This is a genomic window from Pseudomonas sp. NPDC078700 (genome assembly GCF_044542375.1).
GTDB lineage: Bacteria > Pseudomonadota > Gammaproteobacteria > Pseudomonadales > Pseudomonadaceae > Aquipseudomonas.
In genome coordinates, this window is the sequence record NZ_JBITUI010000003.1 from 689176 (window position 1) to 703041 (window position 13866).

16 protein-coding genes are annotated in these 13866 nt (G+C 54.8%); 3 read left to right on the top strand and 13 right to left on the bottom strand.

Annotated elements, in window-relative coordinates:
* Positions 1-100 precede the first annotated feature (100 nt).
* Both dsbC and xerD read right to left on the bottom strand, forming a co-directional pair.
* Complete coding sequence (gene dsbC, locus ACIGCM_RS13615; protein WP_397502598.1) at positions 101-829, bottom strand: bifunctional protein-disulfide isomerase/oxidoreductase DsbC; 729 nt, start codon at positions 827-829, stop codon at positions 101-103.
* Positions 830-908: 79 nt separating this feature from the next.
* Positions 909-1805 carry a site-specific tyrosine recombinase XerD gene (gene xerD, locus ACIGCM_RS13620; RefSeq protein WP_397502599.1) on the bottom strand — a complete coding sequence of 299 codons (897 nt, stop codon included), beginning with the start codon at positions 1803-1805 and terminating at the stop codon, positions 909-911.
* A 142-nt stretch (positions 1806-1947) separates the two neighbouring features.
* Here xerD and ACIGCM_RS13625 point away from each other — a divergent pair, with 142 nt between their 5' ends.
* Positions 1948-3819: a cation:proton antiporter gene (locus tag ACIGCM_RS13625; RefSeq protein ID WP_397502600.1), complete on the top strand. Its 1872-nt coding sequence runs from the start codon at positions 1948-1950 to the stop codon at positions 3817-3819.
* A 60-nt stretch (positions 3820-3879) separates the two neighbouring features.
* Here ACIGCM_RS13625 and ACIGCM_RS13630 read toward each other — a convergent pair whose 3' ends face one another.
* The 6 genes from ACIGCM_RS13630 to ffh all read right to left on the bottom strand — a co-directional run bounded on the left by ACIGCM_RS13630 (position 3880) and on the right by ffh (position 8053).
* Positions 3880-4299 carry an acyl-CoA thioesterase gene (locus ACIGCM_RS13630; protein WP_397502601.1) on the bottom strand — a complete coding sequence of 140 codons (420 nt, stop codon included), beginning with the start codon at positions 4297-4299 and terminating at the stop codon, positions 3880-3882.
* A gap of 201 nt (positions 4300-4500) precedes the next feature.
* Positions 4501-4851: a 50S ribosomal protein L19 gene (gene rplS, locus ACIGCM_RS13635; RefSeq protein ID WP_397502602.1), complete on the bottom strand. Its 351-nt coding sequence runs from the start codon at positions 4849-4851 to the stop codon at positions 4501-4503.
* Between the two features lie 42 nt (positions 4852-4893).
* Complete coding sequence (gene trmD, locus ACIGCM_RS13640) at positions 4894-5646, bottom strand: tRNA (guanosine(37)-N1)-methyltransferase TrmD (protein WP_397502603.1); 753 nt, start codon at positions 5644-5646, stop codon at positions 4894-4896.
* A gap of 5 nt (positions 5647-5651) precedes the next feature.
* Entirely contained in the window at positions 5652-6188 is a 537-nt protein-coding gene (gene rimM / locus ACIGCM_RS13645; protein WP_397502604.1) for a ribosome maturation factor RimM, read from the bottom strand.
* A gap of 6 nt (positions 6189-6194) precedes the next feature.
* Positions 6195-6446, bottom strand: a complete 252-nt coding sequence (gene rpsP, locus ACIGCM_RS13650; RefSeq protein ID WP_397502605.1) for a 30S ribosomal protein S16 — start codon at positions 6444-6446, stop codon at positions 6195-6197.
* 227 nt (positions 6447-6673) lie between these two features.
* Complete coding sequence (gene ffh, locus ACIGCM_RS13655) at positions 6674-8053, bottom strand: signal recognition particle protein (protein ID WP_397502606.1); 1380 nt, start codon at positions 8051-8053, stop codon at positions 6674-6676.
* Positions 8054-8325: 272 nt separating this feature from the next.
* On the opposite strand from ffh, the gene ACIGCM_RS13660 reads away from it, so the two are divergent.
* Positions 8326-9126: an inner membrane protein YpjD gene (locus ACIGCM_RS13660; protein ID WP_397502607.1), complete on the top strand. Its 801-nt coding sequence runs from the start codon at positions 8326-8328 to the stop codon at positions 9124-9126.
* Between the two features lie 15 nt (positions 9127-9141).
* Positions 9142-10428 carry an HlyC/CorC family transporter gene (locus ACIGCM_RS13665; RefSeq protein ID WP_397502608.1) on the top strand — a complete coding sequence of 429 codons (1287 nt, stop codon included), beginning with the start codon at positions 9142-9144 and terminating at the stop codon, positions 10426-10428.
* Here the strand turns inward: ACIGCM_RS13665 and ACIGCM_RS13670 are convergent.
* The 5 genes from ACIGCM_RS13670 to ACIGCM_RS13690 all read right to left on the bottom strand — a co-directional run bounded on the left by ACIGCM_RS13670 (position 10418) and on the right by ACIGCM_RS13690 (position 13729).
* Positions 10418-11137: an SGNH/GDSL hydrolase family protein gene (locus tag ACIGCM_RS13670; RefSeq protein ID WP_397502609.1), complete on the bottom strand. Its 720-nt coding sequence runs from the start codon at positions 11135-11137 to the stop codon at positions 10418-10420. The genes ACIGCM_RS13665 and ACIGCM_RS13670 overlap by 11 nt on opposite strands.
* The gene (purT, locus tag ACIGCM_RS13675) at positions 11134-12315 is read right to left on the bottom strand and encodes a formate-dependent phosphoribosylglycinamide formyltransferase (protein ID WP_397502610.1); all 1182 of its coding nucleotides are present in this window, start codon (positions 12313-12315) and stop codon (positions 11134-11136) included. Before purT ends, ACIGCM_RS13670 begins: the two co-directional genes overlap by 4 nt.
* 81 nt (positions 12316-12396) lie before the next feature.
* On the bottom strand, positions 12397-12585 hold the full coding sequence (locus tag ACIGCM_RS13680) for a DUF1289 domain-containing protein (protein WP_397502611.1): 189 nt from the start codon (positions 12583-12585) through the stop codon (positions 12397-12399).
* Positions 12585-13109: a gamma carbonic anhydrase family protein gene (locus tag ACIGCM_RS13685; protein ID WP_397502612.1), complete on the bottom strand. Its 525-nt coding sequence runs from the start codon at positions 13107-13109 to the stop codon at positions 12585-12587. Before ACIGCM_RS13685 ends, ACIGCM_RS13680 begins: the two co-directional genes overlap by 1 nt.
* Positions 13110-13123: 14 nt before the next feature.
* A complete protein-coding gene (locus ACIGCM_RS13690) occupies positions 13124-13729 on the bottom strand; it encodes a CoA pyrophosphatase (RefSeq protein ID WP_397502613.1) in 606 nt (201 codons plus the stop codon).
* Positions 13730-13866: the final 137 nt, after the last annotated feature.

The window sequence follows — 13866 nt, forward strand, 5'->3', positions numbered from 1 at the left end:
TCTGTACTGCACAAAACGACCGACTCATAAGTCGGTCGCATAAAAAGAGAGCCGCACATTACGAAGCGGCTAGGTAATAGTCAATCTGCGCAGCCCGTAATTACTGGGCGGCGAGTGCCTGAGGACCGAGTTGAGCGGCAGGCTGATAACCTGGGATCAACTGACCATTGGCAAGCACCACTGCTGGCGTGCCACGCACACCGATGGTTTGCCCCAAAGCAAACTGCTTGGAGACCGGGTTGGCGCAAGCTGCAGCCGAAATATTGTCGCCTTCAACCATTTTATCCATGGCCTCGCGGCGGTCTTTAGAGCACCACACCGCCTGTAGCTGCTTGTCACCGGCAGAGCCCAGGCCCTGACGTGGGAACGCAACATAGCGCACCTCGATACCTTGTTTGTTCAGATCCGCCACTTCGCCATGCAACTTGTGGCAATACGGGCAGGTGGTATCGGTAAACACGGTGATGTGGGTCTTGGCCTTGCCGACAGCTGGATAGACCACCATTTCTGCTTGAGGAATGCCGTTGATCACCTTAGCAATGCCCTGGCTTTCAGCTTTTTCAGTCAAGTTGACCGGTGCGCCGTTTTGCATCTGGAACAAATAACCCTGCATGACAAACTGGCCGTCGGCACTGGCATAGATAATCCGGCCGCCTTCGAGCTTAACTTCATACAGGCCTTTGAGCGGGCTGGCTGTAACACTTTCAACTGGAACATCGATTTGCAAGGTGTCCAGTGTTTTACGAATGGCTTGTTCGGCTTCGTCGGCAAACGCCATGCTGCTTAACAGTGCCAGCGCAGCGGTCGCAATAATTCGGGTTAAGCGCATGTGTTCTCCTACAGAGCAGCGCGAATTCGGAGGCTGGAGACTATCATAATTCAGCCCTGCTGGGCGGCGCCAAACAGCCTTATCCGCGCGGATGGTGAACCGCGTGCAGCTCTTGCAGACGAGCACGGGCGATGTGCGTGTAAATTTGTGTGGTTGATAGATCGCTATGGCCCAGCAGCATTTGCACCACACGCAGGTCAGCCCCATGGTTGAGCAGGTGCGTGGCAAAGGCATGCCTAAGGGTATGGGGCGACAATGATTTGCTGATCCCCGCAACCTTGGCTTGATGTTTGATGCGGTGCCAAAAGGTCTGCCGGGTCATTTGCTCACCACGCGAACTGGGAAACACCACGTCACTGGGCTTGCCATCGAGCAAAAACGGCCGTGCCTCTTTGCTGTAGCGTTCGATCCAGACAATCGCCTCCTCGCCCAGCGGTACCAGCCGTTCCTTGCTGCCCTTGCCAAAGACCCGCAGCACCCCTTGTCGCAGATTAACCTGCTCCCAGGTCAGGCTGATCAACTCAGTCACCCGTAAACCGCAGGCATACAACACCTCCAGCATGGCGCGGTCGCGTAAACCTATTGGATCATCCAGTTCAGGCGCAGCCAGCAGCGCCTCGACATCGGCTTCGGACAAGGACTTGGGCAACGGGCGACCGAGCTGCGGCAGATCGACTTGTAATGTCGGGTCCTGACTGATCAAGTTTTCACGCAATAAGTACCGATAAAAGCCACGCAAACCCGATAAAAACCGCGCAGTGGAGCGGGCTTTGTAACCTTCATTCAGGCGCCACGCCAGGTGATCTAGAATCACATCACGCCCTGCGGCCTCCAAGGTCAAGCCGCGAGAGTCGAGCCATTTATTAAAATGAGCCAAATCACTGCGATAGGCATCTCGCGTGTGCGCAGAAAGGCCTTTTTCGAACCATAATGCTTCAAGGAACCGGTCAATCAGCGGATGTTCTAGCGTTGGCATAAGTAACTGCTTTAATGTGGCGGCGCTTTAGGGATCTCCTGAAAAAAGTAGCGAGCGACGAGAGCCTATCGAGCGCAGTATTTTTCAGAGATTCCTTAGTTTTCCACAGCCGGTAATGCTGTACCAGTGACAAGGAGTCTTGATGAACGAAACCCAAATTTTATTTGCCATTGGCGGCATAGGTGCAGCTGCCCTGGCAAGCCAATGGCTGGCTTGGCGCCTGCGCTTACCAGCCATTTTATTTTTACTGTTAAGCGGCTTGCTGGCAGGGCCAATCAGCGGAATTCTCGACCCTGAAGCACTCTTTGGTGATTTGCTGTTCCCACTGGTATCGCTGGCGGTCGCGCTGATTCTGTTTGAGGGCAGCCTGACGCTGCACATGTCCGAATGGAAAGAGATCGGCACCGTGGTTCATCGCCTGGTGACATGGGGCGCACTGATTACCTGGGCTGTTATTGCCTGCACCACCCACTACCTACTTGGCTTCAGCTGGGAACTGGCACTGCTGTTCGGCACCCTGACCCTGGTTACTGGCCCAACAGTTATCGTACCGATGCTACGCGTGGTACGGCCGAAAGCCTCGATTGCTAATATCCTGCGCTGGGAAGGCATTGCCATTGATCCCATAGGGGCTTTGCTTGCAGTTGTGGTGTTCAGCTTTATCGTCAGCGTCAAGGACGGCAGCCCATGGGGCCACAGTCTCTCTACATTCGGCGCGGTGATTGGCACGGGCGCGTTACTCGGCGTCATCGGTGGCTGGCTATTTGGCCAAGTGCTCAAACGCCACTGGCTGCCTGAATACCTGCACAATCTCGCCTCCCTGGCGGCGGTGCTGGGTATCTTCATTACTTCCAATCAACTGATGCACGAATCTGGTTTGCTAGCCGTTACCGTCATGGGCATGTGGCTGGCCAACATGCGCGGCGTGGATGTGCGGCAAATCCTCCACTTCAAGGAAAACCTGAGCGTCCTGCTTATTTCCGGGCTGTTTATCCTGCTCGCCGCCCGCTTGGACCTGAAGGCACTGATTGCTTTGGGGCCGGTGACCTTGGTATTGCTGGCAGTTATTCAATTTGTTGCCCGCCCACTGAGCGTATTCGCTTGTACCCTGGGCTCGAACTTAAACTGGCGCGAACGCAGCCTATTGGCCTGGATCGCTCCACGCGGCATCGTCGCCGCCGCAGTTTCAGCGATCTTCGCCCTGCGTCTGCAAGAAGCCGGTGATGAACAAGCCGTACTGCTTGTACCCCTGACCTTTCTGGTGATTATCGGCACCGTGGTACTGCAAAGCGCAACGGCACGCCCTTTAGCGCAACTGCTTAAAGTCGCCGAGCCCGCGCCCAGCGGCTTCCTGATCATTGGCGCTAACCCGGTGGGCCGCGCCATGGGTAAAGCCCTGCAAAGCCTTGGCAATCGCGTCTTACTGACCGACTCAAGCTGGGAAAACACCCGTGCCGCGCGCATGGCCAACTTACCCACCTACTTCGGCAACCCAACCTCACAACACGCTGAAGCCAATCTCGACCTTGTCGGCCTGGGCCACTTGATAGCATTGTCACCGTCCAGCGAGCTTAATGCGCTGGCCTGCATGCATTTTCGCCATGATTTTGCTGCAAAGAACCGCTTTACCCTGCCCTCTGGCAGCGACAGCCGACGCTCAGACAAACACCGCAGCAGTGATGGTGTACGCGGACGCTGCCTGGGCAGTGAGTCGATCAGCTTTCCGCAGTTTGCCAGCCGCCTGAGCAAAGGCGCTGAAATCCGCACCACCACATTGAAAGCGGCATTCGGCTGGCAGGAGTATCAAGACTTGCACGGTGAGAGCGCTTTACTACTGATGGCAAGAGATCCAAAAGGCTGGATCCACGTGGCGACCCAGCCTCTGGACTTTGTGCCGGAAGCGGACTGGACGCTGGTGTCATTGATTGATGAGAAAACACCTGCCGAGGCGGCAGCCCGAACAGATGTAATCGACAAGGATGAGCTTGAAAGCGCTATTAACAGCGCGACCTAGCACCGCGAAATAGATTGAAAAGGCGCCCATCCTGGCGCCTTTTTCATATCCGAATATCGCTTAGGCGTCTTGCGGGAAGTCCGGCAAGACCGGGATGGGTCGCTTGTCTTCGTCAATGGCCACGAAGCTGAACACACCGCTAATCGCCCGCTCGACACCATCCTGGTACATATTCTCAACGAACACTTCGACCTCAACCTTGAGGCTGGTATTGCCAACTTTGATCACCCGGCCAACCAGCTCGACGATCGAACCTGCGGGAATCGCATGGTTAAAGTCGATACGGTCCGTAGACACAGTCACCAGTGAAAGGCGGCAAAAGCGGGTGGCGGCAATAAACGACACTTCGTCCATCCAGGCCAACGCGGTGCCGCCAAACAGGGTGTTGTGATGATTGGTGGTCGGCGGGAACACCGCTTTGGCGACGCGGGTAGTCGACAGTTCGGTGCGGCGCTGAATTTCTTGCTCACGAGCGGTCATCAGATACGGCCTGTGGTTAGGTGCAGAGTGAATATTCATATGGTTAAGCATAGGTGCCAGGCAAGACAACGCGACATCTGTCCACCCTGACAAAACCCCTAGCGCGAATATTGACCATCAAAAGGGTGGGAGAAAAAACCTCGTCACCACCTAAAACGAAAAAGGCAGCCCGAAGGCTGCCTTTTTTCAAAGAAAAACGTCTTACGACAGTTTTTCTTTGATGCGTGCTGCTTTACCAGACAGGTCACGGAGGTAGTAAAGCTTAGCTTTACGAACGTCACCACGACGCTTAACGGCCAGGCTGTCAACCAGCGGGCTGTAGGTCTGGAAAGTACGCTCAACGCCTACACCGTTGGAGATCTTACGAACAGTGAAAGCACTGTTCAGACCACGGTTACGCTTGGCGATTACGACGCCTTCGAAAGCCTGCAGACGCTGACGGTCGCCTTCCTTAACTTTTACCTGAACGACAATGGTGTCGCCCGGTGCAAAAGAAGGGACTTCTTTGCTCATCTGCTCAGCTTCGATCTGCTGAATGATTTTGTTGGTCATGCTGCGCTCCTAAGACAAGCAATCTGGCTTGTCATCGATACATTAACTATCGTCCCGCTGGCGGATGTATTCCTCCAGCAGCTTCTTCTCTTCCCCAGAAAGCGAGCGGCTATCCAGAAGATCAGCGCGTCGTTCGTGCGTCCTACCAAGGGACTGCTGCAAACGCCAGCGCCGGATGTGTTCGTGGTTACCGCTAAGCAGCACCTCAGGAACACATTTATCCGCATACACCTCCGGGCGGGTGTAGTGCGGGCAGTCAAGTAAGCCATCCGTAAAGGAGTCTTCCTCGGCCGAACTTGCATGACCTAATGCACCAGGCAGAAGGCGCGTTACCGCATCGATCAGAACCATGGCTGGCAGCTCACCGCCAGACAGGACGTAATCCCCAATCGACCATTCTTCATCTACATGCGCTTCAATAAAGCGCTCGTCGATGCCTTCGTAGCGACCTGCGATGAGGATTAATACCTCAACGTTTGCCAGTTCGCGTACTGCTGACTGAGTCAGCGGGCGACCTTGCGGCGAAAGGTAAATCACCTTCGCTTTTTCACCTGCGGCGTGCTTGGCATCGAGCAAAGCATCCTCAAGCGGCTTGATCTTCATCACCATGCCAGGACCTCCACCAAAAGGTCGATCATCCACAGTGTGGTGACGATCAGTGGTGTAGCTCCGCGGATTCCAACAAGTTAGCTGCAACAGCTCTTGTTTCACCGCACGGCTGGTAATGCCATATTCACTGATGGCAGCAAACATTTCCGGGAACAACGTAATGACTTCAACGCGCAAGCTAGGCATAGCGCTTAAAAGTCCGCATCCCAGTCGACCCGCATTTCGCCAGCACTCAAATCAATCGACAACACGCATTGCTCTGTATAGGGCAACAGGCGTTCGCGATCATCAAGGCTGTCGGCGCAGGCTTTGACCACCATCACATCGTTGGCTCCGGTCTCAAACAGATGGTCAATCTTGCCGAGCAACTGCCCTGCCTGATCAATCACCTTAAGACCTTGCAACTGATACCAGTAGAACTCGCCATCGGTTAGTTCCGGTAACTGGCTGCGAGGCACGCAAATCTCAAAGCCGGCGTAAGTACGCGCAACTTCGCGATCGTCGAGACCTTTCAACTTCGCTACCAGGACCTTGCCTTGCAAGCGCCCACTGGCCACTTCAACCTGCTTAACCTCGTTGTCACGCCTAAGCGTCCAACGTGGATAATCGAGCACGTTATCGATTGGGTCCGTAAAGGAATACACCTTCACATCGCCTTTCACGCCATGCACCGATACGATCTTGCCAAGGACGACCAAGTCTTCGGCGGGAGCTGGCGTTGTGCTCATAAATACTTAGGCTGCAGCCTTAGCATTTTCCTTCAGCAGCTGAGCAACACGCTCAGACGGCTGCGCACCCTGGCTCAGCCAGTAAGTAACGCGTTCTTCGTTTACGGACAGCTTGATTTCGTTACCCGATGCAACTGGGTTGAAGAAACCTACACGCTCAACGAAACGACCATCGCGCGCATTGCGGCTGTTGGTCACGGTGAGGTGGTAAAATGGGCGCTTTTTAGAGCCGCCACGGGCTAGACGGATGGTTACCATTAAACTTCGTTCCTGTAGTCGGTGCTGCAAAACTGATAATGCAAGCATCGGGCACTAGGCCCGAAAGGCCGCATATTCTAAGGATAATCCGGGTTTTTGCAAATAACTTTTTGCCCCCGCCGGTCGAGGTGCCGACCCAGCATGCCTGCCAAGCCATTCAAATCATCTCGACCAAACACCTGAACAGCCCAGTTTAGGGGGCTGCAGGCCTAAATCGAGACACTGAATTACATCTTGGGCATCCCACCGCCACCTGGCAGCATTCCACCCATACCGCGCATCATTTTCGCCATGCCGCCCTTGGCGGAGAATTTCTTCATCATTTTCTGCATCTGCTTGTGCTGTTTGATCAGCCGGCCGATGTCTTGAACCTGGGTTCCAGAACCCATGGCGATACGGCGCTTACGCGAACCACTGATCACTTCAGGGTCACGACGCTCCGCTGGAGTCATCGAATTAATGATGGCTTCCATTTGTTTGAACTGTTTTTCCGCTGCGCCTTGAGCATTGCCCATCTGCGCCGGATTCATGCCACCCATTTGCGGCAGCTTATCCATGAGGCCGCCAAGACCGCCCATGCTTTTCATCTGCAACAACTGATCACGGAAGTCTTCAAGGTCGAAGCCCTTGCCCTTCTTCAGCTTTTTGGTGAGCTTCTCTGCCTTGTCACGATCAAGGGTTTGTTCGGCTTGCTCGATCAGGCTGAGCACATCGCCCATACCGAGGATGCGTGAAGCAATACGGTCTGGATGGAAGGGTTCCAGCGCGTCGCTCTTCTCGCCCATACCGATGAATTTGATCGGTTTGCCAGTGATATGGCGTACGGACAGGGCCGCACCTCCACGGGCATCACCATCAACCTTGGTCAAGACCACACCGGTCAATGGCAAGGCGTCAGCGAAGGCCTTAGCGGTGTTGGCCGCATCCTGACCAGTCATGGCGTCTACCACGAACAGGGTTTCAGCAGGTTTGACCGCAGCATGCAGCGCCTGGATCTCAGCCATCATTTCAGCATCAATGGCTAAACGACCGGCGGTATCGACCAGCACCACATCAATGTATTTGAGCTTGGCTTCACTGATAGCGGCCTGGGCAATAGCCACAGGCTTTTGGCTAATGTCCGACGGAAAGAAGGTTACGCCAATATCATTGGCCAGGGTTTCCAACTGTTTAATCGCCGCCGGGCGATAAACGTCAGCAGACACCACCAACACGCTTTTCTTTTTGCGTTCTTTAAGAAACTTAGCCAGCTTACCGACAGTGGTGGTTTTACCCGCACCCTGCAAACCCGCCATCAGCACCACGGCAGGTGGCGTTACATTCAAGGCCAAATCTTCGTTGGCCGCGCCCATCAGCTCTTCAAGCTCGGCGCGCACGATTTTTACAAAGGCCTGACCCGGCGTCAGGCTTTTCGAGACTTCAGTGCCAACCGCGCGGTCTTTGACCCGGTTAACGAAGTCCTTGACCACAGGCAAGGCAACGTCGGCCTCGAGCAACGCCATGCGCACTTCACGCAGGGTGTCCTGAATATTTTCCTCGGTCATCTTGGCTTTGCCAGTGACATTACGCAGTGACTGCGAGAGGCGATCTGTTAAGTTTTCGAACATGCTCGTTCCTTTCAGGTCCAGCTGTACCAACAAAGGTCTGCTGAGGTTTCGTTCACGGCCGGGCCGGAGCTTGCTTTAGTGGGAGGCAAGGCATGAGACACGAAGTTTGGTAGTTCCAAATGAGTGTCAAGAAACGCAGTATCACGCTAAAACAGGCCTGACCCACGATTATAACCAACTGTCTGCGACACCGACACCGCTATAGTAGTCTTTCGTGAGTGATGCTTTATGTGCCAAACTCAGCGCCTTTCGGGCTTTCCCTATTAGGATTTATGCACCCATTGCTGCCCAGCCTAGCGGCTGCCTGCCTTTACGGCGGCGCTGCAATCTACCAAGGACTGCGCCTTGCTAAGCGCAGTAACCCTGACAAACGCCTGCTAGGCCTGCTCGGCGTGCTTGCGCTGCTGTGTCATGGTGGCAGCTTGTATGTGCAGATGTATCACGACATTGGCATGCAGTTGGACTTCTTCAATGCGGCCAGCCTGATCACCTTCGCTGTGATCAGCATCACATTACTGGCCTGCTTACGCATTCCCGTTGAAAATTTATTACTGTTTTTGTTTCCCCTGGGCTGCATAACCGTATTGCTTGCGCAATTTATGCCCGTTGGCACCATTGACCCCATCGATGAAGAGCCCGGCATCATTGCCCATATTCTGCTGTCAATCATTGCCTACGGCATGCTGACCATTGCCGTGTTTCAAGCCTTGCTCGTGTCAATGCAGGATTACCAGCTCAAACATAAGCATCCATCCGGCTTGACCAAAAATTTCCCGCCGCTACAGACCATGGAAAGCCTGCTGTTTGGCTTCTTGTGGGCTGGCTGGATCATGCTCTCGTTGTCGTTATTATCGGGCGCACTTTTCATTGATGACTTGTTTGCACAGCATTTAGTGCACAAAACCATCCTTTCTTGCTTCGCCTGGGTCGTCTTCGCCGTGCTCCTTTGGGGTCGCCATCAACTTGGCTGGCGTGGACACAAGGCAATTCGCTGGACGCTGGCAGGCTTTTGCCTGCTGATGCTTGCCTACTTTGGCAGCAAGCTGGTTCGCGAATTCATTCTGCACATATAGGTAGGCCCGCACCCCGTGGACACTTTGCCCCCCGGCTTTCTGGTTGGCGTTTTGATTTTCCTGCTGGCTTGCTCAGCATTCTTCTCAAGTTCGGAAACAGGCATTCTCAGCCTTAACCGCTATCGCCTGCGGCATTTGACCAAAGAAGGTCATCGCGGGGCCAAGCGCGTCAGCGCCCTGCTCAGCCGTCCTGACCGGCTGTTAGGGACCATTCTGATTGGTAACAACTTCGTCAACATTCTTGCGTCTTCGATCGCCACCGTATTGGCCATCAAGCTCTGGGGCGAGGCTGGTATCGCCATCGCAACCATCGGCCTGACCATCGCCCTGCTGATCTTCGGTGAAATCACTCCGAAAACACTCGCAGCACTGCACCCGGAGCGCGTTGCTTACCCGTTCAGCATGCCCCTAAGCATCCTGCTTAAGCTGTTTTACCCATTGGTAATCATGCTGGGCTGGATCAGCAACGGCATTCTCAGGCTGGTTGGCGTTGATCCAACCAGCAAAAACAACGACAGCCTGACCACCGAAGAACTGCGCAGCGTTGTCCGTGAGTCCGGTCATGAACTGCCGAAGAATCGTCAGAGCATGCTGCTGGGCATCCTTGACCTGGAGAAGGTCACGGTCAACGACATCATGATTCCACGCAACGAGGTCACCGGAATCAATCTGGAAGATGACATCGAAATCATCATCACGCAGCTGGTTAGCACCACCCATACCCGCTTGCCGGTATTTCGCAGTGACATCAACCAGATCGAAGGCGTGGTGCATATCCGCCAGATTGCTCGGCTGCTGACCAGCAATCAGCTGACCAAAGACAGCCTGCTGGGTGCCTGCATGGAGCCGTACTTCGTTCCTGAGAGCACGCCACTTTCAACTCAGCTGATCAACTTTCAGAAGCAGAAACACCGTATCGGCATCGTCGTTGATGAATACGGTGACGTGATTGGCGTCGTCACACTGGAAGATATCCTTGAAGAAATCGTTGGCGATTTCAGCAATCAGAACACCTTGCGCAACCCCGACATTCACCCCCAAGACGACGGCACTCAAGTTATCGACGGTGCGGCATATGTTCGAGAAATCAACAAAGCCCTGGATTGGGAGTTGCCGTGCGAAGGGCCAAAAACCCTGAACGGCTTGATCACCGAAGCACTGGAAAGCATTCCTGACAGCCCCGTGTGCCTGAAGATCGGTGACTACCACCTGGAAATTCTGCAATCGTCTGACAACCGGGTAAAAAGCGTAAAAGCCTGGCAAGCGGAGAACCGCGCATCAGAAGACGACGCTAGCGAGTAATCGCAGCTGCCAAGTCCTGCGCCCACAACCGGTAACCAGCGCTTGATGGATGATAACCATCAAGCGCCAAGTACTCAGCAGAAAACTCAAGCTTCAGGGGGACGTACTGAGCGTCTCGCGCTTCAGCCAGCACCTGCAACTGCGCATCCAGTTGCTGCGCCCTGGCACCCAGCAGCCAGCGCATCAACCCAGGCAGTGCGCTGAAATGCTGCAACGGTGGCACACCGGTAAAGACAAGCTTGGCACCGCTGGCTTGCAGCCCAATCGCGAGCGTGGTTAACGACAAGCGCCAATTGCCCAGGGTCGTCAAATGGCTGCAGTCATTGACGCCGAATACCAGCACAGCCAAATCAATTGGACCCGCCTGAACCCGACCCAGCAAACGCTGACAAGCCTGAGCAGCGGTAATACCATTCTCACCCAACGCCTGCCAAGCGACCGGTCGCTGATGACGTACAGCTAACTCACCGGCCAACTGCACGACCAAAGCTTGCTGCATACAGCTGACGCCAACGCCGACAACCGTTGACTCACCGAGCACCAGCAAGCGCAAAGGTGGCCCCACGAACTGGGAGCCTGCCAGACCTTGATCAGCCCCAGCCGCAGGCTCAAGACGCAGCGCCGTGCGGCGCGTGTAGACGGCTAACGGCAACAACACCGGTGACAGCAATCCAAGCAGCAGCCACCAGCGCCAACCTTGAGCCTTCACAGCTCGACGTTTACTGCCTTGGCCGCACGGGTTGCCTTGGCTCTCGCCGACTCCAGCGACTCGTCCCGCGCCAGCGCCACACCCATGCGTCGCTGCCCACTCACCTGCGGCTTGCCGAACAAGCGCAGCTGCGTATCTGGCTCTGCCAAAGCTGCTGCCAGATTACCGAAACTCACTTGCTTCGACTCACCTTCAACCAGCACCACTGCAGAAGCCGACGGGCCAAACTGGCGAATAGTCGGGATCGGCAAACCAAGAATGGCCCGCGCATGCAAGGCAAATTCAGAAAGGTCTTGGGAGATCAAGGTAACCATGCCGGTGTCATGCGGGCGCGGTGAAATTTCACAAAACCAGACCTGATCACCCTTAACAAATAACTCGACGCCAAACAGCCCGCGACCACCCAGCGAGTCGGTCACCGCCAGCGCGATGCGTTCAGCTTCAGCCATGGCTTTCGGACTCATTGGCTGCGGCTGCCATGACTCTTGGTAATCGCCCTTCTCCTGACGATGACCGACAGGCGCACAGAAGGTGGTGCCGTTGATATGACGCACTGTCAGCAGGGCAATCTCATAATCAAAGTCGATAAAGCCTTCGACAATGACCCGGCCTTTCCCCGCACGCCCGCCATCTTGCGCGTAATCCCAAGATGGACGCACATCAGCAGCACTCTTAAGCACAGACTGACCCTTGCCCGAAGAACTCATGATCGGCTTGACCACGCAAGGGAAGCCAATGTTCTCCACCGCAGCCTGAAACGCCTCAAACGAGTCGGCAAACTCATAGGGTGAAGTCGGCAAGCCCAACTCTTCCGCAGCGAGACGACGAATACCTTCACGGTTCATGGTCAACTGAGCAGCACGCGCACTTGGAATCACGGTGTAGCCTTCGCTTTCCAGCTCGGCCAGGGTCGCAGTGGCAATGGCTTCGATTTCAGGGACGATGTAGTGCGGTTTCTCCTGCTCAATGACTGCGCGCAACTCGTCGCCATCCAGCATATTGACCACGTGGCTGCGGTGCGCCACCTGCATGGCAGGTGCATGGGCGTAGCGATCGACCGCAATCACCTCAACCCCAAGGCGCTGCAACTCAATCACCACCTCTTTGCCCAGCTCGCCGGAGCCACATAGCAATACACGGGTCGCACTTGGCGACAACGGGGTTCCAATACGTGGCATAACAATTCCTTGGGCTAAGCAAACAACTGTGGGAAAGACGACCCGAGCAGAAAGCGTCAGGGTCATTGGTGCGAGTCACCGCTAGAGAATAATACCCTTGCTCACTGCGCGCTGATGACACTGCACCAGCACCTCACGGCGCTCTTGGTTATCCATGCGGCTCCAGCGGGTAATTTCTGCAACGTTACGCTGGCAACCGATGCAAATGTCTTCGTCATCCAGGGCACAGACATGTACGCAGGGCGAAGCTACAGGACGCTCAGTACTCATTAATCTTCTTGCTCAGCCAAATCACAGGCATAACGTTGGGCATTGTGGACATAGTGCGCAGCACTGGCCTCAAGCATTTTCTTTTGTTGATCGGTGAGTTCACGTACCACTTTGCCGGGCGAGCCCATGACCAGTGAGCCATCAGGGATTTCCTTGCCCTCACCAATCAGTGAGTTCGCACCAATGATGCAGTACTTACCAATTTTGGCACCATTGAGTATTACCGCATTTATCCCGATCAAGCTGTAATCACCTACGGTACAGCCATGCAGCATCGCGTTATGACCGATGGTCACGCCCTTACCAAGCGTCAGTGGAAAGCCCATATCGGTATGCATGACAGTGCCGTCTTGCACGTTACTGTCTTCACCGATGTGAATCAGCTCGTTATCACCGCGCAACACAGCGTTAAACCAGACGCTAGCGCCCTGTTCCAGCTTGATTTTGCCGACCAGGGTTGCATTCGGTGCAGCCCAGCTTTCAGGGTGCGCCTCGACTGTAGATTGTCCTAAGCGGTATTTCATATGGCTCATCTTCCTCATGTCAGGCTAATGAAGTGCTTGGGTGGCGTGTGTAAATCAATCGGGGATTCGTCGTAGAGCAGGTTAATCAGCTCCACCAACATAATCGCCGTCAGCCCCCATATTTTATATTCGCCATAGCGATAACTCGGCACGTACCAACTCTGACCGAGGTAATCGATACGATGCGTGGTCTCACGTGGGTCTTCACGGAAAAACTTCAGTGGCACGCTAAACACTGCAGCGATCTCGCCATCGTTGGCCCGGTAATCAACGAAATCGGGAACCACCCCCACATAGGGCGTCACCTGAATACCATGGCGCGAAACCAGGGTACTGAGCGGGCCGATGACCTCAACCAGCCCCGGCGGCAATGCGATTTCTTCTTCGGCCTCGCGCAGCGCGGTTTGCACGAGATCCTGATCTTCAGGGTCGCGTCGCCCACCCGGAAACGCAACCTCACCGCCATGGGTGGACAAACCACTGGCACGCAGTGTGAGTACAACTTCAGGGTCATCACTGCGGGTTATGGGAACCAGCACTGCCGCCTCAGGGAAACCATGGTCAGTTCCCAGAATCAACGGCTGATGAGACCGTACACGTTGGAGTAGCTCATCGAGCATGGGCAATCTCAGTGTTCTATTTCTTACCGAGATAATGGCATGAAAGCTGGCCACACCCAAGCTTGAGACAATGGCGAAATTGCCTTATTGAGGACGCTGAGATTGATTCAAGCGGGCGTATCAAGCCAAGATACGCC